This window comes from Streptomyces sp. CB03238 (assembly GCF_002099185.1).
Lineage (GTDB): Bacteria > Actinomycetota > Actinomycetes > Streptomycetales > Streptomycetaceae > Streptomyces.
Window position 1 is genome coordinate 32,428 of record NZ_NBCN01000025.1, and the last position, 20,405, is coordinate 52,832.

Genomic DNA, 20,405 nt, shown 5'->3' on the forward strand with positions numbered 1-20,405 from the left:
CCGGCGCCGGTCCCCGTGATCTCGTACATCATCCGCCGGCTGATCGCGGCAGTGATCCTGCTGCTGGTCGTCACGGCGGTCACCTTCGGCATCTTCTTCATCCTGCCGAAGCTGGCCGGCCAGACCGCCGATCAACTGGCCCAGCAGTACATCGGCAAGAACCCCACGCCCGAGGACATCGAGGCGGTCAAGCGGAATCTTGGCCTCGACGACCCGGTCTACCTGCAGTACTGGGACTTCATCAAGGGGATCGTCACCGGCGCCACCTATGAGCGGGGCCCCACCACCGTCCAGTGCGACGCGCCCTGCTTCGGCTACTCCTTCAAGAACAACCTGGAGGTGTGGCCGCAGCTCGTCGACCGGCTGCCGATCACCGTCTCGCTCGCCATCGGCGCGGCCGTGCTGTGGCTGGTCTCCGGCATCGTCGTCGGCGTCATCTCCGCCCTCAAGCCCGGCTCGTTCTTCGACCGGGCCGCCATGGGCGGCGCGCTCGCCGGTGTCTCGCTGCCGATCTTCTTCACCGCCCAGCTGTTCCTGCTGCTCTTCAGCTACAAGCTGGAGATCTTCGGCCGGACGTATGTCCCGTTCACCGAGAACCCCGCGCAGTGGGCCAACACCCTGTTCCTGCCGTGGTGCTCGCTCGCCCTGCTGTACGCGGCGATCTACGCCCGCCTCACCCGGTCCGGGATGCTGGAGGCGATGAGCGAGGACTTCATCCGCACCGCCCGCGCCAAGGGCATGCGCGAGCGGCGGGTCGTCGCCAAGCACGGTCTGCGGGCCGCGCTCACCCCGATCGTCACCGTCTTCGGCATGGACATCGGCCTGCTGCTCGGCGGCGCGGTGATCACCGAGTCGGTGTACTCGCTGCACGGCATCGGCGAGTACGCGGTGCAGTCGATCGTCGCCAACGACCTGCCGCCGATCCTCGGCGTCACCCTGCTCGCGGCGTTCTTCGTCGTCTTCCTCAACCTCGTGGTTGACCTTCTGTACGCCGTCGTCGACCCGCGCGTGAGGGTGTCATGACCGAACTGTCCAAGCCCTCAGCGGAAGCGCGCGCGTTCCTCGACGTACGCGACCTCAAGGTCCACTTCCCGACCGACGACGGCCTGGTCAAGTCCGTCGACGGGCTCTCCTTCCAGCTGGAGAAGGGCAAGACCCTCGGCGTCGTCGGCGAGTCCGGCTCCGGCAAGTCCGTCACCTCGCTCGCCATCATGGGCCTGCACCGGCTCGGCGCGCGCGGGAAGAACGTACGGATGAGCGGCGAGATCTGGCTCGACGGCAAGGAGCTGGTGAGCGCCGACCCCGACGAGGTGCGGCGGCTGCGGGGTCGCGAGATGGCGATGATCTTCCAGGACCCGCTGTCCGCGATGCACCCGTACTACACGGTCGGCAACCAGATCGTGGAGGCGTACCGCATCCACAACAAGGTGTCGAAGAAGGTCGCCCGCGCCCGCGCCATCGAGCTGCTGGACCGCGTCGGCATCCCCGAGCCCGGCAAGCGCGTGGACTCCTACCCGCACGAGTTCTCCGGCGGTATGCGCCAGCGCGCCATGATCGCCATGGCGCTGGCCAACAACCCCGAGCTGCTGATCGCCGACGAGCCGACGACCGCGCTCGACGTCACCGTCCAGGCGCAGATCCTCGACCTGATCCGGGACCTGCAGAAGGAGTTCGGCTCGGCGGTCCTCATCATCACGCACGACCTGGGTGTGGTGGCCGAGATCGCCGACGACATCCTGGTGATGTACGGCGGGCGGTGCGTGGAGCGCGGCCCCGTCGACAAGATCTTCTACGAGCCGCAGCACCCCTACACCTGGGGCCTGCTCGGGTCGATGCCGCGCATCGACCGGGAGCAGACCGACCGGCTCATCCCGGTCAAGGGGCAGCCCCCGTCCCTCATCAACGTACCGAGCGGCTGCGCCTTCAACCCGCGCTGCCCGTACGCGGATGTGCCCAAGGGCGGGATCACCCGCACCGAGCGCCCGGAACTGCGTGAAGTGGGCTCCGGCCACTTCTCGGCCTGCCACATGGACCGGGAAGAGCGCACGCGGATCTGGACCGAAGAGATTGCGCCGAAGCTGTGACCAACGAACCGATGACGGACACCGAGCCCCTGCTGAAGGTCCAGGGCCTGGTCAAACACTTCCCCATCAAGAAGGGCCTGCTCCAGCGGCAGGTCGGCGCCGTGAAGGCGGTCGACGGCATCGACTTCGAGGTGCGCCGCGGCGAGACCCTCGGCGTGGTCGGTGAGTCGGGCTGCGGCAAGTCGACGATGGGCCGGCTGATCACGCGCCTGCTGGAGCCGAGCGGCGGCAAGGTCGAGTTCGACGGCACCGACATCACGCACCTGAGCACGGGCGGGATGCGGCCGCTGCGGCGCGACATCCAGATGATCTTCCAGGACCCGTACGGTTCGCTGAACCCGCGTCACACCATCGGCACGATCGTCTCCGCGCCGTTCCGGCTCCAGGGCGTCGAGCCGGAGGGCGGGGTCAAGAAGGAGGTCCAGGGCCTTCTGGAGCGGGTGGGCCTGAGCCCCGAGCACTACAACCGCTACCCGCACGAGTTCTCCGGCGGCCAGCGCCAGCGCATCGGCATCGCGCGGGCGCTCGCCCTGAAGCCGCGCCTCGTCGTGGCGGACGAGCCGGTCTCGGCGCTGGACGTCTCGATCCAGGCGCAGGTGGTGAACCTGCTGGACGACCTCCAGGACGAGCTGGGACTGACGTACGTGATCATCGCGCACGACCTGTCGGTGATCCGGCACGTCTCGGACCGGATCGCGGTGATGTACCTCGGCAAGATCGTGGAGCTGGCGGACCGCACCTCGCTGTACGAGGCGCCGATGCACCCGTACACCAAGGCCCTGATGTCGGCGGTCCCGGTACCGGACCCGAGGCGGCGGGGGGCCAGGAGCGAGCGGATCCTGCTGAAGGGCGACGTGCCGTCGCCGATCGCCCCTCCGAGCGGGTGCCGGTTCCACACGCGGTGCTGGAAGGCCACGGAGATCTGCCGCGTCCAGGAGCCGCCCCTGCTGGAGCTGGCCCCGGGCCGGCGCGTCGCCTGCCACCACCCCGAGAACGCCCCCGACCAGGCCCCGGGCGACCCGGCGCTGGCCTCGGCGGGCGAGGCGATCGAGATAGTCCCGGCCACGAAGGCGGCGGAGCCGGCCGCGGGGCCGGCCGCGGGGCCGGCCGCGGAGGGCGAGGCCCCGGCCGGGGGGACCTCCACGGAGGGCGTGGCGCCGGCCTCGGAGCCGGCTGCCCCCGAGGCCCCGGCCGCGGAGCCGTCCACGGAGGGCGAGGCCCCGAAGAAGCTCTGACGGGTCAGCCCTCCGGGTCGGTTGCCGTTGGGTCCGCTCCGTGGGGCATGTCCTGGGCTTTCCTTCGCAAGCTCACTCGTTTTACGCCCAGACGGTCGACGGGAACCCGTTGCCGCCCACCCGCGTGAGGGGACGGGGGCGGAGGTGGGGGGTGCGCGGACGGAAAAAGACCGAGCTTGCGAGGGAGAGTCCGCACCCCCCACCGCAGCCCCGGCCGCGCCCTGCCCCCCGGGCGGACCCGGTCCCCGCCGGGCACCGGGCCGGGGCTCGGCAGCGCCCCGCCGCGCGCCCGTCGGCACGGCGCGGGTGCCGGCGCGCGGGGGTAGCCGTCCGGCGGGGGCGGAGCCCCCGGGGGGAACCGGCACACCGCAGTCCCGGCCGCGCCCTGCCTCCTGGGGCCGGCCCACCCCCGGCAGGCCACCGGCCCGAGCCGAGTCCGGCAGCGTGCCCGGCAGGGCTCGGCAGCGCCCCGCCGCGCGCCCGTCGGCACGGCGCGGGTGCCGGCGCGCGGGGGTAGCCGTCCGGCGGGGGCGGAGCCCCCGGGGGGAACCGGCACAATTGGGCGGTGCTTCAGGAATTCTTCACCCCCTCCGTGCAACACGCGCTCGACCTCGCCGGCATCTTCGTGTTCGCGATCTCCGGCGCGCTGCTCGCCGTGCGCAAGAACTTCGACGTGTTCGGCATCGCCGTACTCGCCGAGGTCACCGCCCTGGGCGGGGGCTGTTCCGGGACCTCGTGATCGGCGCCGTGCCGCCCGCCGCGTTCACCGACCTCGGGTACTTCGTCATGCCCCTGGTCGCCACCGTGCTGGTCTTCTTCCTGCATCCGGTGGTGGAGCGCACCCAGGCGGCCGTGAACGTCTTCGACGCCGCCGGGCTCGGGCTCTTCTGCGTCGCCGGTACGACCAAGGCGTACGAGCACGGCCTGGGCCTGACCTTCTCGGCCGTGCTGGGGCTGGCCACCGGCGTGGGCGGCGGCGTTCTGCGTGACGTACTCGCCAATGAGGTGCCGTCCCTGCTCCGCTGGGACCGGGACCTCTACGCGGTGCCCGCCATCGTGGGCGCCACGATGGTCGCGCTGTGCATCCGGTTCGAGATGCTGAACCCTTTCACCAGTGGCCTGGCGGCCCTCACCACGTTCCTGCTCCGTCTCCTCGCGATGCGCTTCCACTGGCGGGCGCCCCGTGCCTGGAACCGTCGTTCCGCCGCTAGGGAGGAGCCAGAGAAAGCTACCGCTTAGTAGTTTCCTGTTGTACTGTGCCGGGCATGGACAGCGAGTTCGACCGCGACACCGCGGTGACCCTCCGGGAGCCCGGCGTCTACGGCGCGGAGCTCTCCGCCGGCTGGACGATCATCCAGGCCGTCAACGGCGGCTACCTGCTCGCCCTGCTCGGCCGCGCCCTGGGCGACGCCCTGCCGCACCCCGACCCGTTCACGATCTCGGCGCACTACCTGACGCCGTCCGTGCCGGGCCCCGCCGTGATCCGGACCGAGACGGTCCGCACCGGCCGTACGCTCTCCACCGGCCAGGCCTCGCTCTTCCAGTACGCGGAGGACGGCACCGAGGTCGAGCGCATCCGGGTCCTCGCCTCCTACGGCGACCTGGACTCGCTGCCCGACGACGTACGGACGACGGCCAAGCCGCCCGCCATCCCGCCGCGCGAGCACTGCCTCGGCCCGTCCGACGGCCCGGCTCCCATCCCCGGCTCCTCCGCCATCACCGAGCGCCTCGACATCAAGCTCGACCCCACCACCCTGGGCTGGGCCGTCGGCGCCCCCTCCGGCAAGGGTGAGATGCGCGGCTGGTTCGGCCTGGCCGACGGCCGCGAGCCCGACCCGCTGTCCCTGCTGCTCACCGTGGACGCCCTGCCCCCGACCTCCTTCGAGCTCGGCCTCACCGGCTGGACCCCGACCGTCGAGCTCACCACCCACATACGCTGCCGCCCCGCCCCCGGTCCGCTGCGGGTCTCCATCACCACCCGCAACCTCGCCGGCGGTTTCCTGGAGGAGGACGCGGAAGTCTGGGACAGCGCCGACCGGCTGGTCGCCCAGTCCCGTCAACTCGCGCGCGCACCACGGGGTTAATGTCCGGGGGGTGAAGTCCGACCGGCTGCTCTCCATCCTCCTCCTGCTCCAGACGCGGGGTCTGGTCCCCGCCGCCGAACTGGCCGAGCGCCTCGACGTCTCCGTACGCACCATCTACCGGGACGTCGAGGCGCTCTCCGCGTCCGGCGTCCCCGTCTACGCCGAGCGCGGCCGGCACGGCGGCATCGCGCTGCTGCCGGGGTTCCGTACGGACGTCACCGGCCTGACCGCCGACGAGTCACGCGCCCTGTTCGTGCTGGCCGCCGAGGGCACCCACGCCGCGCTCGGGCTCGACCGGGCCCTCGGCTCCGCGCTGCGCAAGGTCATGGCCGCCCTGCCGGAACCGCACCGCCCGGCGGCCGAGTTGACCAGCCGCCGCATCCTCGTCGACCCGGACCGCTGGCTGCGCGGGCCGAGCCCGGCCGTCGACCTGGACGTCCTGCACGACGCCGTCTTCACGGACCGGCGGCTGCGGCTGCGCTACCGCCACAGCGGTACGGAGGCGGCCAGGACGTACACGGTCGATCCGTACGGACTCGTGGTCAAGGCGGGCGTCTGGTACCTGGTCGCCGACCACCGCGGCGCGTCCCGCCTCTACCGCGCGGACCGGATCCGGCGGGCGACCGTCACCGAGGATCCTGTGCGGCGGCGCGCCGGGGTGGAACTGGCGGAGGTGTGGGAGGTGCTGCGCAGGCAGGTGGAGGAGCGGCCGGCGGGGCTGCGCGTACGGGCCCGGGTGGAGGCGTCGCGCCTCGACCTGTTCGTACGGATCCATGGCCCGCATCTGGTGCGGGAGCCGGAGCCTGCAGGGGAGTGGGCACGGGTCGAGCTCGCCTTCCCGGACGTGCCGCACACCCGCGCGCTGCTGGCTTTCGGGCCGAGCCTGGAGGTCCTCGACCCGCCCGAGGTGCGGGCCGAACTGGCGCGGCGGGCGGCGGCGGTTCTCGCGTTGTACGGGGACGTCAGTCCAGCCAGTGACGGCGTCCCAGGCTGATCAGCCGCAACTGCCGGCGGGCCGTCCGCGCCACCCGGTCCCAGTCGCCGGCAGGCGTCGCCAGGAACGCGGAGGCCGTCATCACCATGTGGTCGACGTACAGCCCGGCGAGCATGAGCAGATCGTCCCGGTCCCAGCCCTCGCTCTCGGGATGCTTGGCCAGCTCGTCGGCCACCTCCCGGGCGAACCGGTCGAGTTGGCCGCCGATCGCCTCGCGTACGGATGCCACGCCGCCGTGCCGTTCGCGGGCGATGAACCGGACGTGTGCGGGGTACTCGCGTACGAGCCCGGCGATCAACTCGACGGTGGCGGCGATCCGTTCGTCGCTGTCCCCGGTCGCCGCCAGGGTCGTACGGATCGTGCCGTGCAGGCTGCCCAGGGCCTCGTCGACGAGGGCGACGCCGAGGTCCGCGGTGTCGCGGAAGTGCCGGTAGAAGGCCGCCGGGGCGACGCCGACCGCGCGGGTCACCTCCCGCAGGCCGAGGCTGCTCAGGCTCTGCTCCTCCAGTAGGTGGAGGGCGGCGTCCAGGAGGGCCTGACGGGTCTTCTGTTTCTGGGCCTGCCGGATCCCGGAGGTGTGACTCATGTCATTCAGTAAACAACTGTTCTCCTCGCTGCTCCAGTGCGGGGCTCGCTAGACTGGATAGTCAGTGAACAACTGTTTCTCTTTTCAACCCTACTGAGGACCGAGGGAGGTCATCTGATGTTCTTCATCGTCGCCGCCCTGCTCATGCTGGGTGTCGTTCTCGGGACCGTGGCGCACGTGCCGCTCCCGGTCACCCTCGTCGCCGCCACCGTCATCGGTGCCTGGCTGCTGATCTTCGCCGTCCGGGAACGACAGCACCGCTGAGGAGACCACCATGCAACTCGCCGCAATCCGCTCTCGTGCCGTCGGCACCCGTGACGCCGACGGGATGGCCGTCGCAGCGTTCGTCCTGGGGCTGGTGGGCCTGCTGGTGATGAACATCCTGCTCGGCCCGATCGCCATCGGTCTCGCCGTCCTCGCCCTGCGGCGCGGCACCGCGCGCCGGGGGCGGGCCCTGCTCGGGCTCGGCCTCGGCGTCGCCGACCTCGTCGTGCTGGCCGCGCTGGTCACACTGGACGGCACGGTGTCCTGGAGCATCGCCTGACGGCCTGACGCGATACGGCTGGTACGGCGCTGATCCTTCGCGGTCGGGGGGCTCGTAGAATCGTTGCACCATGGCTTACCTCGACCACGCCGCGACCACTCCGATGCTGCCGGAGGCGATCGAGGCGATGACCGCCCAGCTCGCCGTGACGGGCAACGCGTCCTCGCTGCACGCCGCCGGCCGCCGGGCCCGCCGTACCGTCGAGGAGGCCCGCGAGGCCCTCGCCGACGCGCTCGGGGCGCGCCCCAGCGAGGTCGTCCTGGCCTCCGGCGGCACCGAGGCGGACAACCTCGCCGTCAAGGGCCTGTACTGGGCCCGCAGGGACGCCGACCCGCGCCGCGTCCGGGTGCTGGCCAGCCCCGTCGAGCACCACGCCGTCCTCGACGCCGTGCACTGGCTCGGCGAACACGAGGGCGCCACCGTCGAGTACCTGCCCGTCGACCGGTACGGGCGCGTGCACCCCGAGGCGCTCCGGGACGCCATCGAGCGCGACCCGTCGAGCGTCGCCCTCGCCACCGTGATGTGGGCCAACAACGAGATCGGCACCGTCATGCCGGTACGTGAACTGGCCGAGGTGGCGCGGGACTTCGACGTCCCGCTGCACTCCGATGCCGTCCAGGCCTTCGGCCAGCTCCCGGTCGGCTTCGCCGACTCCGGGCTCGCCGCGATGACGGTTTCCAGCCACAAGATCGGCGGCCCCTACGGGATCGGGGCACTGCTGCTGGGCCGCGAGTACAGCCCGGTGCCGGTGCTGCACGGCGGCGGCCAGGAGCGCCACGTCCGCTCCGGCACGCTCGACGTCCCGGCCGTCGCCGCGTTCGCGGTGGCGGGGCGGCTGGCCGCCGAGCGCCGCGAGGGGTACGCCCGCGAGATCGGTGCCCTGCGCGACGAGCTGGTCGACGCCGTCGTCACGGCCGTCCCGGACGCGATCCTCGGCGGCGACCCGGCCCCGGCGGGGCGCCTGCCCGCCAACGCCCACTTCACCTTCCCCGGCTGCGAGGGCGACTCGCTGCTGCTGCTCCTGGACGCCCAGGGCATTGAGTGCTCCACCGGCTCGGCCTGCACCGCCGGGGTCGCCCAGCCCAGCCACGTCCTGCTGGCCACCGGCACCGACCCGGACCTGGCCCGGGGCACGCTGCGCTTCACGCTCGGCCACACCTCGACGCGCGCCGACGTCGAGGCGGTCGCCAAGGCGATCGGCCCGGCGGTGGAGCGGGCCCGGACGGCGGGCCTCAGCTAGTGACCTGAGTCAGAGATTCGTCGGCAGTAGGCGGCGACTTTGTCGAGGATCTCGTCTGCTGTCTTCGTCCAGACGAACGGTCTGGGGTGCTCGTTCCAGTCGGCGAGCCAGGCTCGGATGTCGCGTTCGAGGGCCTGGACGGAGCGGTGGACGCCGCGCTTGAGCTTCTTCTGGGTCAGCTCGGCGAACCACCGCTCGACCAGGTTCAGCCAGGACGCGCTGGTCGGTGTGAAGTGCAGATGGAACCGGGGATGCGCCAACAGCCATTTCTTGATGTCGGGGATCTTGTGGGTCGCGTAGTTGTCCAGGATCAGATGCACCTGCAGATCAGCCGGGACTTCCTTGTCCGGACCTTGTCGATGAACAGCGGATCCGTCGACAGCTTGAACGTCTGCGACCGGTGCGGGGCCAACGCGAACGCCCGCCAGATCCGCGAGACCGTCGACTGTGACATCCCCGTGGCCGCGGCCATCGACCTCGTCGACCAGTGGGTGGCGTTCTTCGGTGTCTCCTCGAGCGTCTTGACGATGACCCGCTCAACGTCGGCATCGGTGATCTTCCTCGGGACGCCGGGCCGGGGGTCGTCGCACAAGCCGTCCAGGCCGCGTTCGATGAAGCGACGCCGCCAGGTGCGGACCGTGTCCGGAGCGATCCGCAGCCGGCGGGACACCTCCATGATCGAGTGTCCCTCGGCGCACTCCAGCACGATCCGCGACCGCTGAGCCAAAGCCTGGGCCGTCGTACGGCGACGTAACCAGCCCTCCAGCACCGCCCGCTGGGCATCAGTGACCGACAACGGCGGAATCATCGGACCCGGACGACTCATGCCCGACTAACGGTGAATCTCTGACTCAGGTCACTAGGGGGTGTCCGGCGGATCCTGCTGGGCTCGCGACGCCCTGCGACTCGGTCTCCGGCGTTGTCGTCGGTCGCCGCCGCTCGTCGACTCGCTCCTCCGCCTTGGATCCGAAGCCGCATGACGCCGCTCACTGATCCAGCCTGATCCGCCGGACGCCCCCAGCCGCCGCGCGCACCTGGGAGGCGTCCCGTACCAGCTTCATGTACCGGTCCCAGTCCCAGTGCGGCCCCGGATCGGTGTGGTCGGTGCCCTCCACCTCCACATGGCCGATGATGTGCTCGCGGTCCACCGGTATGCCGTACCGCGCGCATATCCCGGCCGTCAGCCGCGCCGACGACGCGTACATCGCCGCCGTGAAGTCCTGCGGCCGGTCCACGAACCCCTCGTGCTCGATGCCGATGCTCCGCTCGTTCATGTCCCGGTCGCCCGCGTGGAACGCCACGTCCAGCTCGCGGATCATCTGGGCGACGTGCCCGTCCTTGCGTACGACGTAATGCGTCGCCGCCCCGTGGCCCGGGTCCTTGAACACCTTCAGGGCGGTCGGGAAGTCGCCCTGGACGACATGGATGACCACCCGGTCGATCGTGAAGTCGTCCGGGCGGTCCGCCGGCCGCCAGTTCGCCCGTGACGCCGCCGTCCACTGCGCGCCCGGATGGTCCAGCTCGCCGGCCACCCGCTCCTTCTCCACCCCCGGCACCCGGTACCAGGCCTGCCGCAGCTCGTCGCGCGCCAGCACCGCCGCGCCCACGACGGCCGCCCCGCCGCCGATCAGCACGGCCCGTCGGCCGACCCCCCGCTTTTTCTCGCCCATGTGATCACCAACGCCTACGCACGTCGCCTTGGTTCCCGGGGCCCGTACCCTGGTAGGGCTATGACTCAGACTTCCCAGCCCCTCCGTGTGCTCGCCGCCATGTCGGGCGGCGTGGACTCCGCCGTCGCCGCCGCCCGCGCCGCCGAGGCGGGCCACGACGTCACCGGGGTGCACCTCGCCCTGTCCGCGAACCCGCAGTCCTTCCGTACCGGCGCACGGGGCTGTTGCACCATCGAGGACTCGCGCGACGCCCGCCGCGCGGCCGATGTGATCGGCATCCCGTTCTACGTGTGGGACCTGGCCGAGCGGTTCCGTGAGGACGTCGTCGACGACTTCATCGCCGAGTACGAGGCCGGGCGCACCCCCAACCCCTGCCTGCGCTGCAACGAGAAGATCAAGTTCGCGGCGCTGCTGGACAAGGCGCTGGCGCTGGGCTTCGACGCGGTCTGCACCGGTCACTACGCGACGATCGTGACCCGCGAGGACGGCACCCGGGAGCTCCACCGGGCCTCCGACATGGCCAAGGACCAGTCGTACGTCCTCGGCGTCCTGGACGAGAAGCAGCTCGCGCACGCGATGTTCCCGCTGGGCGACACCCTCACCACCAAGGACGAGATCCGCGCCGAGGCGGAGCGCCGGGGCCTGGCGGTCGCGAAGAAGCCCGACAGCCACGACATCTGCTTCATCGCGGACGGTGACACCCAGGGCTTCCTCGCCTCCCGCCTGGGCAAGGCGGAGGGCGACATCGTCGACGAGTCCGGCACGAAGGTCGGTACGCACGAGGGGGCGTACGGCTTCACGATCGGCCAGCGCAAGGGCCTCCGCATAGGCCACCCGGCCCCGGACGGCAAGCCCCGCTACGTCCTGGACATCTCGCCGGTGAACAACACGGTCACCGTCGGCCCGGCCGAGGCGCTCGACGTCACCGCCCTGACCGCCATCAAGCCCCGCTGGTGCGGCACGGCCCCCTCGGGCCCCGGCGCCTACACGGCCCAGCTCCGCGCCCACGGCGGCGAGACCCCGGTCACGGCCACCCTGGCGGACGGCGAGCTGCGGGTGACCTTCGCGGAGCCGGTCCGCGGCGTCGCCCCCGGCCAGGCGATCGTCCTGTACGACGACACCCGCGTGGTCGGCTCGGCCACCATCGCCACGACGACCCGGCGGACGACCGTCAGCGCCTGAAGGGGGGCGGTCGCGCGGGGTGCGGTTGAGTGACCGCACCCTTGCGCGGGCCCGGCCGACCCTGCTACGTGCGGGGCGTCAACCTTCGGACTGATCCATCCACGGTCACGGAAACCCCGCTGGCCTGCGTTAATGTCACGGGGCGCACAGCGTGCCGCTGTACGCGTCCAAGGAGGCATACGGGGGATGGAGTCCGTGACGTATTCGGACCGGTGGCAGGAACTGTACGAGTTGGCGTCGGCACCGAGCGCCGCGGCAGGGACGGGCCAGGAGCGGATGTCGCTGGCCTCGGCGAGCGCGCCGGGCCCCGGGGGCGACAAGCTGAACCACAGCGGCGGGCCGTGGACCAAGGCGTCCAGTACCGCCGGCGAGCTGCGCACCAACACGGAGACGAGCCGCAGCTCGCTCGGCCCGGGCCACGAGGGCATCGACGCGGGCACGACGGGCCTGACGGCCGTGGCCTCCCTCAAGGCCGTCCTGACCTCCTGGGAGGAACGCCTTGCCGGGGTACGGGACGAGTGCGAGTACCTCACCGGGGCGCTGTCGAAGGTCGCCAAGGAAATGGGCGAGACCGACACAGCGGTGGAAAGCTCGTTCAACGCGGCCCGGAAGGGCGGCCAGGACCGGTGACCGGCACCACACTGACCTGGCAGCTCCTGCGGGACCTGAAGCCGGCCGAGTTCGAGGACGCGGGCGACAAGTGGCACGAGGTGTCCAGTCGGTCCGACTCGGACCGGATCCGGGTGGACCGGCTGATGACGGCGAAGCTGCGCGAGACCCAGGAGAGCCAGTCCGCGGGGGCGGCCCTCGGCCGGCTGCAGCGGCTCAGCCGCAACTACCAGTACCTGCACACCGAGTGCGGGCTCGTCCGTACGACCCTGAACGGCCTGGCCGCCGATCTGGCGGTACCGCAGCGGCAGTTGAAGCAGGCACTGGACGAGGCGGCCGAGCTGAAGTTCACCGTCCACGAGGACGGCTCGGTCAGTTATCCGGCCGCCCCCGCCGAGACGCTCATCGGGAAGAACGAGGCCCCCGGTGGCAAGGTCAGCGGGCGCCTCCCCCTGGATCGGCCAGGCCTGGGCGATGGCGGCCACACGCCCCTGAAGCCGCTCAATCCCAACGCGGAGAAGGCTCAGGAAATCGCTGACCGAATCGGCCAAGCCGTGCGGTCCGCCGCCGAGATCGACCGCAGGTACGCCGGAACGCTGGACAAGCTCAAGGCGGCGAAGGGCCTCGACGTCACCGCGGCGACCTTGAAAGACGTCGCCCAGGACACCGCCGGCGTACGCGATACGGCGGGTACGCACCTCGGCCGCGAGATTCCGATGGACAAGTCCCCTGCCGAGCGCAAGGCATGGTGGGACAGTCTGCCCGAGGAGCAGCGCCGGGAGTACCTCGACATCGCACCGGACCTCATCGGGGGCGTGGACGGCATCCCGGCGGTGGTGCGCGACGAGGCGAACCGGACGTACCTGCCGATGCTCATCGGCGACCTGGCGAAGCACGATGACGGTGACTCGCAGACGAAGCTCGACGCGCTGCGCCTGATCCAGGACAAGCTCAGCAAGCCGAGCGACCCGCCCATGTTCCTGCTGGGTATCGGGGACGAGGGCAACGGCCGTGCGATCGTCTCGTACGGCAACCCGGACGTGTCGAAGAACGTGTCGGCGTACGTGCCGGGTCTCGGCACCAAGCTGGACGACGAGTTCGCCGATGAGACGATGAAGCGCGCCCAGGACACGGCGATCGGCGCGCGGAAGGTGGATCCGTCCAGCGCGGCCATCATCTGGCTCGGTTACGACGCACCTCAGCATGTAGACGTCGCCACGACCGGTGACGCGGAACGAGGAGCTCCCGCCTACAACCAGTTCATGGCGGGTTTGGAAGCCACGAACAGCAATAAGGATCCTCACTTGACGGCGATTGGCCATTCCTACGGCTCTCTTACGGTGGGCACGGCGGCCAGGCAGTCCGGCGGAATCCCCGGGGTCGACGACGTCGTTCTGCTCGGCAGTCCAGGTATCGGAGTGGACAAGGCGGAGGACCTCGGTGTCGGCAAAAACCACGTTTTTGTCGGCGCGGCCGACAACGACTTGGTCACCAAAGCGCCAATGGTGGGTGAGGCATTCGACTGGCGAGACGATGACAACTATTTCGGCAAGGACCCGGCCAGTGAAGCTTTCGGTGCCCGGCGCTTCAAGGTGGACGACGGGCCTCCTTTCATCGGCATAAGTCTTCCGGGAGGGCTGGAGCTTGGTCTGATGGACGCCCACTCGCAGTACTTCGATCCGGATTTGGACCTGGAGTCCGCGGAGAACATCGCCAGAATCGTTGGTGGAAAGCCCGAGGAGATCACTAAGGAGGAGCGGCGATGAGGGAAGTGGGAAGGGCTGTAAGGTCAGTTTTTTCAATTGCGCTGGCAGTCGGGCTGGCTTCAGGCTGCACCATTCTGGGGGGCACGGAGGGAAGGGGAGCTGCGAACATGAACATGCAGGAAGCTGCCGAGCGCGCGGATGCGATGCTGGACGCGACCCTGAATGCGGTGGTACCGGAAGTCCAGTGGGACCATGCCACCACGACGGCTGGAAGCTGCAATGTGAACCGACGCCGGACGGTAACGACCATCATCTCCGAGCAGCGGCGCGGCAGCTTTCTGGGTATTGTCGAGCGCTTCTGGAACAAGAGTGGATACAAAATCACCTCCGTGAACCAGTCCCGAGAGATGCCCGCCATTTTTGCCAAGTCCCGGGACGGGTTTCAGCTTTCTTTGAGCTTCGGCTACAAGGGGCAGGCGTTCTTCGAGGTCGCTACCCCCTGCGTACAGGAGTCCGAGGTCGCCGAGCCGACGACCAAGCCGAACGGGCCGGCCTACCCGCTTGGCAAGATTCCCACCCCCAACGTCCGCTCCGACTTCTGGTCCGCCGAGACCCCCGTACCCGGTTCGCCCTCGCCGTCCTCCTGAGCCGCGCTCAGCCGAGCTCGCAGAAGAAGTCCACCAGCACCGGTGCCAGGACCTGGGGGGCCACCGCGTGGGTCTGGCCCGTCAGGGTGCTGTGGCGGGCGTTCGGGAGGGCCCTGGCGACTGCGCGGGCGGCATCGCGGAGCCAGGACGGGCTCGCGCCGCCGTCGACGACCAGGACGCGCGTGGTGAGGGCGGCCAGGCGCTCGGTGGGCACCAGGCTGTCGCCGAGCACGGCGTGGTCGTACGGCAGGGTGTGGGCCACCGCCTCCAGCGCGGCCCACACGGGGGAGGCGCGGAGGCCCGCGAGTTGGGCGGGCGGCATCTCGGACAGGAACAGCGCCAGCGCGTCACCGCGCCGCCCGGCGGCGAGGAGCCGCTCCAGGCGCTGTGTCTGCTCGGCGAACTTCTCCCGGTTCGCCGGGTCGGCACTGTAGGGCGGCTCGTACATGGCCAGCCGGGGAATCGGAACCCCGGCCGCCGCCGCCTCCAGGGCCATTACGCCGCCCGACGACATGCCGTACACGCTCGCGCTGCCGCCGGCCTCCGCCACGAGCGCCGCCAGGTCCTCGACCTCGCGCTCGACGGCGTAAGGGGCGGCGTCCCCGCTGCCGCCCCGGCCGCGCCGGTCGTAGGTGTACGTGGTGAAGTGCGGCGCCAGCAGGTCCGCGAGCGGCGCCTCGCTCGCGGCCGTGCACAGCGCCCCGCTGACCAGGATCAGTGGCGGGCCGTCACCGCGCCGCTCGTACGCGATGGGGGTGCCGTCGGCAGACGTGATCTTTCCGCTGAGGTTCTCCATACGAGGTAGACCGGTGCCGCGCGCGGAACTCATCGCTCGCCGTCACACCACCTCTGTTTCGTAGAAACAGAAGTGGCCCTTGATCTCCGCGACCTCCGGCTTGGGGTCGGGGTACGCCCACACGGCGTCTTTCCCGCCCGGCAGGGACCAGTAGGACGCCGTGCCCTTGAACGGGCAGTACGTGTGCGTGTCGGACGGCGACAGCAGCTCCGTACGGACGTCCTGGGCGGGCAGGTAGTAGCGCACGGGACAGCCCGTCTCGCGCAGCACCAGCGGGTGCCGGCTCTCCGCGATCACGTGACCGTCGTGGACAACGCGTACATGGTCGGTGCCCTGCTCGATGGTGATGCGGTGTCCTGTCGTCATGGCCGGTTCAACGGCCGGGACCGGCGACCCCATTCCCCGTACAGTTTCGTCATGAACATTTGTGTCTTCCTGTCCGCCGCCGATCTCGACGAGCGCTACACCGTGCCCGCCCGCGAATTCGCCGAGCTGCTCGGCAAGGGCGGGCACACCCTGGTGTGGGGCGGCAGCGACGTCGGCCTGATGAAGGTCGTCGCGGACGAGGTCCAGGAGGCGGGCGGCCGGCTCGTCGGCGTGTCCGTGGACTTCCTGGCCACCAAGGCGCGACCCGGGGCCGACGAGATGGTCTTCGCCAAGGACCTCGCCGAGCGCAAGGCACTGATGCTCGCCAAGTCCGACGCGGTCGTCGTCATGGTCGGCGGGACCGGAACCCTCGACGAGGCCACCGAGATCCTTGAGCTGAAGAAGCACGGCAAGCACACCAAGCCTGTGGTGCTGCTCAACGCGGCGGGCTTCTACGACGGCCTGAAGGAGCAGTTCCGGCGGATGGAGGCCGAGGGCTTCCTGCCGCTGCCGCTCACCGACCTGGTGTTCTTCGCCGAGGACGGGGTCTCGGCCCTCGCCTACCTGGAGGAGAGTGCGGGGATCCGGTAGCCGCCGTCCGGATGCGAGCATGGGCCGTATGGCTACACACATGATCACCGGGGCGGGCTCCGGCATCGGCGCGGCCGTCGCGCGCCGCCTGCACGAGCGGGGCGACGACCTCGTCCTGCTGGCCCGTGACGCCGGGCGCGCCAAGGAACTGGCCGACACCTACCCGGGTGCCCGCACCCTCGTCGGCGACCTCGCGGGTCCCGACCGGCTCTCCTGGGCCTTCTCCCACCAGACCCTCCCGGACCGGCTCGACTCGCTGCTGCACATCGCGGGCGTCGTCGACCTCGGGCGCGTCGGCGACCTCACCACCAAGGCCTGGCGGAGCCAGCTGGAGGTCAACCTCATCGCGCCCGCCGAGCTGACCCGGCTGCTCCTGCCGCAACTGCGCGTCTCCCAGGGGCACGTGGTGTTCGTCAACTCCGGCGCCGGTCTGAACGCACACGCCGAATGGTCCGCGTACGCCGCCTCCAAGCACGGTCTCAAGGCGCTGGCCGACTCGCTGCGCCAGGAGGAGCACGGCAATGGCGTGCGCGTCACGTCCGTGTATCCGGGCCGTACGGCCAGCCCCATGCAGGCCAAGGTGCACCAGCAGGAGGGCAAGGAGTACGACGCCTCCCGCTGGATCGACCCGGAGTCGGTCGCCACGGCGATCCTGACGGCCATCGACCTGCCGCGTGACGCGGAGATCAACGACCTGACGGTGCGGCCGGGACGATGAGCGAGCACGAGGACTTCAGCTGGGGCCCGGCCACCGGGATCGGGTCCATGCCGGGCGGCGACGCGCGGGAGGCCGCCAAGACCGTCACCGGGATCTTCGAGGACTTCCCGCACCTCCCGGAGCTGCCGGCGCGCGGGCCGGGCGCCGACATGATCGGGCGCACCCTCGGGCTGCTCGTCGAGATGTACGCGCACGTCGAGCCGAGCGGCTGGCGCGTCAGCGACCGGCCGGGCCGCGACACCCGGCGGGCCAGGTCCTGGATGGGCGAGGACCTCGACGCCCTGGAGGAGTTCACGCAGGGGTACGAGGGGCTCCTGAAGGTCCAGGCCGTGGGGCCGTGGACGCTGGCCGCAGCCCTGGAGCTGCGGGGCGGCGAGGCCGCGCTGGGCGACCCCGGCGCCTGCCGGGACCTGGCGGCCTCGCTGGCCGAGGGGCTGCGCGCGCACCTCGCGGAGGTGCGGCGCCGGGTGCCGGGCGCGCGGGTGGTGCTCCAGCTCGACGAGCCGTCCCTCACCGCCGTACTGACCGGGCAGGTGCGGACCGCGAGCGGCTACCGGACGTACCGGGCGGTGGACCGGCAGGTCGTGGAGAGCGCGCTCAGAGACGTGGTGGCCGTGAACGACGGCCCGGTGATCGTGCACTCGTGCGCCCCGGACGTCCCCTTCGCACTGCTGCGGCGCGCGGGCGCGGCGGGCATCTCGTTCGATTTCGGGCTGTTCACGGAGCGTGACGAGGAGCAGATCGGTGAAGCGGTCGAGGGCGGCACGAGGCTGTTGGTGGGCGTGGTCGAGTCGGCCGATGCTCCATTGTCAGACCCTGCCGGTAGCGTCATGGGTGTCAGGACGCTGTGGCGCAGGCTGGGGCTGAATCCGGGGACTCTCGCCGAGTCGCTCGTGGTCACCCCGTCGTGCGGGCTGGCGGGTGCCTCACCCGCGTATGCCCGTGCCGCGCTCGCCCACTGCGTCAAGGCGGCGAGATCGCTCGCGGACAACCCTGAGTGACGTGAGTAACGGGAGGAATGACGGTGGCTGTCGAACAGCAGGACGTCGTGCCGGCGGAGGCACGGGACAAGCACGCGCAGCTGGCCGAACAGGTCGAGGAGCACCGCTTCCGGTACTACGTGAAGGACCAGCCGGTCATCAGCGACGCCGAGTTCGACACGCTGCTGCGCTCGCTGGAGGCGCTGGAGGAGGAGTATCCGGAGCTCCGTACGCCCGATTCGCCGACCCAGAAGGTCGCGGGCTCGTACGAGACGGAGTTCACGGCCGTCCAGCACCGCGAGCGGATGCTGTCGCTGGACAACGCCTTCGACGACGAGGGGCTGGCCGCCTGGGCGGACCGCGTCGCCAAGGAGGTCGGCACCTCGGCCTACCACTTCCTGTGCGAGCTGAAGGTCGACGGCCTCGCCGTGAACCTGACGTACGAGAAGGGGCGCCTCACGCGCGCGGCCACGCGCGGCGACGGCCGCACGGGCGAGGACATCACGCCGAACATCCGCACCATCGCGGACGTGCCCGACCGGCTGAAGGGCGACCGGATCCCGGACCTCGTCGAGATCCGCGGCGAGGTCTACTTCCCGATGGAGAAGTTCGAGGAGCTCAACGCCCGCCTGGTGGGAGCCGGTGACAAGCCGTTCGCCAACCCGCGCAACGCGGCGGCCGGTTCGCTGCGCCAGAAGGACCCGAAGGTCACCGCCACCCGCCCGCTGCACATGGTGGTGCACGGCATCGGCGCGCGCGAGGGCCTGGAGATCAGCCGGCTGTCGGAGGCGTACGGGCTGCTGCGCGAGTGGGGCCTGCCGACGGCCCGGCACAACAAGGTGGTCGACGACATCGACGGCGTACGGGAGTTCATCGCGTACTTCGGCGAGAACCGGCACTCGGTGGAGCACGAGATCGACGGCGTGGTCGTCAAGCTGGACGAGATCCCGCTCCAGGGCCGCCTCGGCTCCACTTCAAGGGCGCCGCGCTGGGCGATCGCCTGGAAGTACGCGCCGGAGGAGGTCAACACCAAGCTGGTCAACATCCGGGTGGGCGTGGGCCGGACGGGCCGGGTGACGCCGTACGCGCAGGTGGAGCCGGTCACGGTCGCGGGGTCGGAGGTCGAGTTCGCCACCCTGCACAACCAGGACGTGGTGAAGGCCAAGGGCGTCCTCATCGGGGACACCGTCGTGCTGCGTAAGGCCGGTGACGTCATCCCGGAGATCCTCGGGCCGGTCGCGGACCTGCGGGACGGCACGGAGCGCGAGTTCGTGATGCCGGCCGAGTGTCCCGAGTGCGGGACGGCGCTGCGGCCGATGAAGGAGGGTGACGTCGACCTGCGCTGCCCGAACGGCCGTACGTGCCCGGCGCAGTTGCGTGAACGCCTCTTCTACCTCGCCGGTCGTAAGTGCCTCGACATCGAGAACTTCGGCTATGTGGCGGCGGCCGCGCTCACCAAGCCCCTGGAGCCGGCCGAGCCGCCGCTGGTGGACGAGGGCGACCTCTTCGACCTCACCATCGAGCGGCTGCTGCCCATCAGGGCGTACGTCCTGGACCAGGACAGCGGCCTGCCCAAGCGCGACCCCAAGACGGGCGAGGAGAAGATCGCCACGGTCTTCGCCAACCAGCAGGGCGAGCCCCGCAAGAACGCCCTGGCCATGCTGGAGAACATCGCGGCGGCCAAGCAGCGCCCGCTGGCCCGGATCATCACCGGCCTGTCGATCCGTCACGTGGGGCCGGTGGCGGCGGAGGCACTCGCGCGCGAGTTCCGCTCGATCGACCGTATCGAGCAGGCGAGCGAGGAGGAGCTGGCGGCGGTCGAGGGCGTGGGCCCCACCATCGCGGCCTCGCTCAAGCAGTGGTTCGAGGAGGACTGGCACCGGGAGATCCTGCGCAAGTGGCGGGCGGCGGGGGTCCGGATGGAGGAGGAGAGCTCGGGCGAGGACGAAGGGCCGCGTCCGCTGGAAGGGTTGACCGTGGTCGTCACCGGCACCCTGCAGAACCACACCAGGGATGGCGCAAAAGAGGCCCTCCAGAGCCTCGGAGCGAAAGTGACGGGTTCCGTTTCGAAGAAGACAGCCTTCGTGGTTGTGGGTGACAACCCCGGTTCCAAGTACGACAAGGCGATGCAGCTGAAGGTTCCGGTTCTGAACGAGGACGGCTTCCGTGTGCTGCTCGAACAGGGTCCGGACGCGGCGCGCGAGGTGGCGGTTCCGCTCGAACAGTAGGGCGGGGAACGCCCGGGGAAGGTCACCCGTTCAGCGCATACCAGATGGATAAGGGTGGCCGGGTCGCATTCGGGCAAGACCAGTAGAGCGCTGCCCGTCGGAGCCTTCTGCGGCCTACTGTTGAGACGGCGCCTGTCGTGCATGG

At 70.6% G+C, this 20,405-nt stretch carries 20 protein-coding genes and 2 pseudogenes; 17 read left to right on the forward strand and 5 right to left on the reverse strand.

Features of this window, described 5'->3' with window-relative positions:
* Positions 1–15: 15 nt before the first annotated feature.
* From BKD26_RS32405 to BKD26_RS32430, 6 genes and pseudogenes are all read left to right on the forward strand, one after another.
* Entirely contained in the window at positions 16–1,023 is a 1,008-nt protein-coding gene (locus BKD26_RS32405) for an ABC transporter permease (protein WP_084905678.1), read from the forward strand.
* Complete coding sequence (locus BKD26_RS32410) at positions 1,020–2,084, forward strand: ABC transporter ATP-binding protein (RefSeq protein WP_084905680.1); 1,065 nt, start codon at positions 1,020–1,022, stop codon at positions 2,082–2,084. Before BKD26_RS32405 ends, BKD26_RS32410 begins: the two co-directional genes overlap by 4 nt.
* Positions 2,085–2,095: 11 nt before the next feature.
* On the forward strand, positions 2,096–3,319 hold the full coding sequence (locus BKD26_RS32415) for a dipeptide ABC transporter ATP-binding protein (protein ID WP_084905801.1): 1,224 nt from the start codon (positions 2,096–2,098) through the stop codon (positions 3,317–3,319).
* A 565-nt stretch (positions 3,320–3,884) separates the two neighbouring features.
* Positions 3,885–4,558 (forward strand): annotated as a pseudogene (locus tag BKD26_RS32420) (trimeric intracellular cation channel family protein).
* 26 nt (positions 4,559–4,584) lie between these two features.
* Positions 4,585–5,403, forward strand: a complete 819-nt coding sequence (locus BKD26_RS32425; RefSeq protein ID WP_084905682.1) for a thioesterase family protein — start codon at positions 4,585–4,587, stop codon at positions 5,401–5,403.
* Between the two features lie 10 nt (positions 5,404–5,413).
* Positions 5,414–6,397, forward strand: a complete 984-nt coding sequence (locus BKD26_RS32430) for a YafY family protein (protein ID WP_084905684.1) — start codon at positions 5,414–5,416, stop codon at positions 6,395–6,397.
* Here the strand turns inward: BKD26_RS32430 and BKD26_RS32435 are convergent.
* Positions 6,366–6,983, reverse strand: coding sequence for a TetR family transcriptional regulator (locus BKD26_RS32435; RefSeq protein WP_084905686.1), 618 nt, complete (start codon positions 6,981–6,983; stop codon positions 6,366–6,368). The two genes, BKD26_RS32430 and BKD26_RS32435, sit on opposite strands and share 32 nt — an antisense overlap.
* 117 nt (positions 6,984–7,100) lie before the next feature.
* On the opposite strand from BKD26_RS32435, the gene BKD26_RS40645 reads away from it, so the two are divergent.
* From BKD26_RS40645 to BKD26_RS32445, 3 genes are all read left to right on the forward strand, one after another.
* Positions 7,101–7,247: a hypothetical protein gene (locus BKD26_RS40645; protein ID WP_179166785.1), complete on the forward strand. Its 147-nt coding sequence runs from the start codon at positions 7,101–7,103 to the stop codon at positions 7,245–7,247.
* Between the two features lie 10 nt (positions 7,248–7,257).
* Positions 7,258–7,527, forward strand: a complete 270-nt coding sequence (locus BKD26_RS32440; RefSeq protein WP_084905688.1) for a DUF4190 domain-containing protein — start codon at positions 7,258–7,260, stop codon at positions 7,525–7,527.
* Positions 7,528–7,597: 70 nt separating this feature from the next.
* Positions 7,598–8,767 (forward strand): cysteine desulfurase family protein, encoded by a 1,170-nt coding sequence (locus BKD26_RS32445; RefSeq protein ID WP_084905690.1) that lies wholly within the window; start codon positions 7,598–7,600, stop codon positions 8,765–8,767.
* Here the strand turns inward: BKD26_RS32445 and BKD26_RS32450 are convergent.
* Together BKD26_RS32450 and BKD26_RS32455 are read right to left on the reverse strand one after the other, a co-directional pair.
* Positions 8,764–9,593: pseudogene (locus BKD26_RS32450) on the reverse strand (helix-turn-helix domain-containing protein). The gene BKD26_RS32445 and the pseudogene BKD26_RS32450 overlap by 4 nt on opposite strands.
* Positions 9,594–9,753: 160 nt before the next feature.
* Complete coding sequence (locus BKD26_RS32455; protein WP_084905692.1) at positions 9,754–10,437, reverse strand: N-acetylmuramoyl-L-alanine amidase; 684 nt, start codon at positions 10,435–10,437, stop codon at positions 9,754–9,756.
* A gap of 60 nt (positions 10,438–10,497) precedes the next feature.
* Here BKD26_RS32455 and mnmA point away from each other — a divergent pair, with 60 nt between their 5' ends.
* From mnmA to BKD26_RS32475, 4 genes are all read left to right on the forward strand, one after another.
* Positions 10,498–11,619 carry a tRNA 2-thiouridine(34) synthase MnmA gene (gene mnmA, locus BKD26_RS32460; RefSeq protein ID WP_084905694.1) on the forward strand — a complete coding sequence of 374 codons (1,122 nt, stop codon included), beginning with the start codon at positions 10,498–10,500 and terminating at the stop codon, positions 11,617–11,619.
* A gap of 186 nt (positions 11,620–11,805) precedes the next feature.
* A complete protein-coding gene (locus BKD26_RS32465) occupies positions 11,806–12,249 on the forward strand; it encodes a hypothetical protein (protein WP_347106025.1) in 444 nt (147 codons plus the stop codon).
* Positions 12,246–13,994: an alpha/beta hydrolase gene (locus tag BKD26_RS32470; RefSeq protein ID WP_084905696.1), complete on the forward strand. Its 1,749-nt coding sequence runs from the start codon at positions 12,246–12,248 to the stop codon at positions 13,992–13,994. Before BKD26_RS32465 ends, BKD26_RS32470 begins: the two co-directional genes overlap by 4 nt.
* A 107-nt stretch (positions 13,995–14,101) precedes the next feature.
* The gene (locus tag BKD26_RS32475) at positions 14,102–14,581 is read left to right on the forward strand and encodes a hypothetical protein (RefSeq protein WP_084905698.1); all 480 of its coding nucleotides are present in this window, start codon (positions 14,102–14,104) and stop codon (positions 14,579–14,581) included.
* Between the two features lie 7 nt (positions 14,582–14,588).
* Here BKD26_RS32475 and BKD26_RS32480 read toward each other — a convergent pair whose 3' ends face one another.
* Positions 14,589–15,377 carry an alpha/beta hydrolase gene (locus BKD26_RS32480; RefSeq protein WP_084905700.1) on the reverse strand — a complete coding sequence of 263 codons (789 nt, stop codon included), beginning with the start codon at positions 15,375–15,377 and terminating at the stop codon, positions 14,589–14,591.
* A gap of 42 nt (positions 15,378–15,419) precedes the next feature.
* Positions 15,420–15,743: a DUF427 domain-containing protein gene (locus BKD26_RS32485; RefSeq protein ID WP_084905805.1), complete on the reverse strand. Its 324-nt coding sequence runs from the start codon at positions 15,741–15,743 to the stop codon at positions 15,420–15,422.
* A 51-nt stretch (positions 15,744–15,794) separates the two neighbouring features.
* Here BKD26_RS32485 and BKD26_RS32490 point away from each other — a divergent pair, with 51 nt between their 5' ends.
* The 4 genes from BKD26_RS32490 to ligA are packed head-to-tail and all read left to right on the forward strand — an operon-like array spanning position 15,795 to position 20,260.
* Positions 15,795–16,334: a TIGR00730 family Rossman fold protein gene (locus BKD26_RS32490; RefSeq protein ID WP_084905701.1), complete on the forward strand. Its 540-nt coding sequence runs from the start codon at positions 15,795–15,797 to the stop codon at positions 16,332–16,334.
* A gap of 19 nt (positions 16,335–16,353) precedes the next feature.
* Positions 16,354–17,052: an SDR family oxidoreductase gene (locus BKD26_RS32495; protein ID WP_084905703.1), complete on the forward strand. Its 699-nt coding sequence runs from the start codon at positions 16,354–16,356 to the stop codon at positions 17,050–17,052.
* Positions 17,049–18,053 (forward strand): methionine synthase, encoded by a 1,005-nt coding sequence (locus BKD26_RS32500; protein ID WP_084905705.1) that lies wholly within the window; start codon positions 17,049–17,051, stop codon positions 18,051–18,053. The genes BKD26_RS32495 and BKD26_RS32500 overlap by 4 nt, the downstream gene beginning before the upstream one ends.
* Before the next feature lie 17 nt (positions 18,054–18,070).
* Positions 18,071–20,260 (forward strand): NAD-dependent DNA ligase LigA, encoded by a 2,190-nt coding sequence (gene ligA / locus BKD26_RS32505; RefSeq protein ID WP_084905707.1) that lies wholly within the window; start codon positions 18,071–18,073, stop codon positions 20,258–20,260.
* The last annotated feature ends 145 nt before the right edge of the window (positions 20,261–20,405 follow it).

What these genes read in the sequence shown, in the direction of transcription:
- BKD26_RS32500 (WP_084905705.1), top strand. Translation starts at nt 17,049, where the DNA reads ATGAGCGAGCACGAGGACTTCAGCTGGGGCCCGGCCACCGGGATCGGG.
- BKD26_RS32440 (WP_084905688.1), top strand. Translation starts at nt 7,258, where the DNA reads ATGCAACTCGCCGCAATCCGCTCTCGTGCCGTCGGCACCCGTGACGCC.
- BKD26_RS32495 (WP_084905703.1), top strand. Translation starts at nt 16,354, where the DNA reads ATGGGCCGTATGGCTACACACATGATCACCGGGGCGGGCTCCGGCATC.
- BKD26_RS32480 (WP_084905700.1), bottom strand. Translation starts at nt 15,377, where the DNA reads ATGGAGAACCTCAGCGGAAAGATCACGTCTGCCGACGGCACCCCCATC.
- BKD26_RS32465 (WP_347106025.1), top strand. Translation starts at nt 11,806, where the DNA reads ATGGAGTCCGTGACGTATTCGGACCGGTGGCAGGAACTGTACGAGTTG.
- BKD26_RS32455 (WP_084905692.1), bottom strand. Translation starts at nt 10,437, where the DNA reads ATGGGCGAGAAAAAGCGGGGGGTCGGCCGACGGGCCGTGCTGATCGGC.
- BKD26_RS32475 (WP_084905698.1), top strand. Translation starts at nt 14,102, where the DNA reads ATGAACATGCAGGAAGCTGCCGAGCGCGCGGATGCGATGCTGGACGCG.
- BKD26_RS32410 (WP_084905680.1), top strand. Translation starts at nt 1,020, where the DNA reads ATGACCGAACTGTCCAAGCCCTCAGCGGAAGCGCGCGCGTTCCTCGAC.
- ligA (WP_084905707.1), top strand. Translation starts at nt 18,071, where the DNA reads ATGACGGTGGCTGTCGAACAGCAGGACGTCGTGCCGGCGGAGGCACGG.
- BKD26_RS32485 (WP_084905805.1), bottom strand. Translation starts at nt 15,743, where the DNA reads ATGACGACAGGACACCGCATCACCATCGAGCAGGGCACCGACCATGTA.
- BKD26_RS32415 (WP_084905801.1), top strand. Translation starts at nt 2,096, where the DNA reads ATGACGGACACCGAGCCCCTGCTGAAGGTCCAGGGCCTGGTCAAACAC.
- mnmA (WP_084905694.1), top strand. Translation starts at nt 10,498, where the DNA reads ATGACTCAGACTTCCCAGCCCCTCCGTGTGCTCGCCGCCATGTCGGGC.
- BKD26_RS32425 (WP_084905682.1), top strand. Translation starts at nt 4,585, where the DNA reads ATGGACAGCGAGTTCGACCGCGACACCGCGGTGACCCTCCGGGAGCCC.
- BKD26_RS40645 (WP_179166785.1), top strand. Translation starts at nt 7,101, where the DNA reads ATGTTCTTCATCGTCGCCGCCCTGCTCATGCTGGGTGTCGTTCTCGGG.
- BKD26_RS32435 (WP_084905686.1), bottom strand. Translation starts at nt 6,983, where the DNA reads ATGAGTCACACCTCCGGGATCCGGCAGGCCCAGAAACAGAAGACCCGT.
- BKD26_RS32445 (WP_084905690.1), top strand. Translation starts at nt 7,598, where the DNA reads ATGGCTTACCTCGACCACGCCGCGACCACTCCGATGCTGCCGGAGGCG.
- BKD26_RS32490 (WP_084905701.1), top strand. Translation starts at nt 15,795, where the DNA reads ATGAACATTTGTGTCTTCCTGTCCGCCGCCGATCTCGACGAGCGCTAC.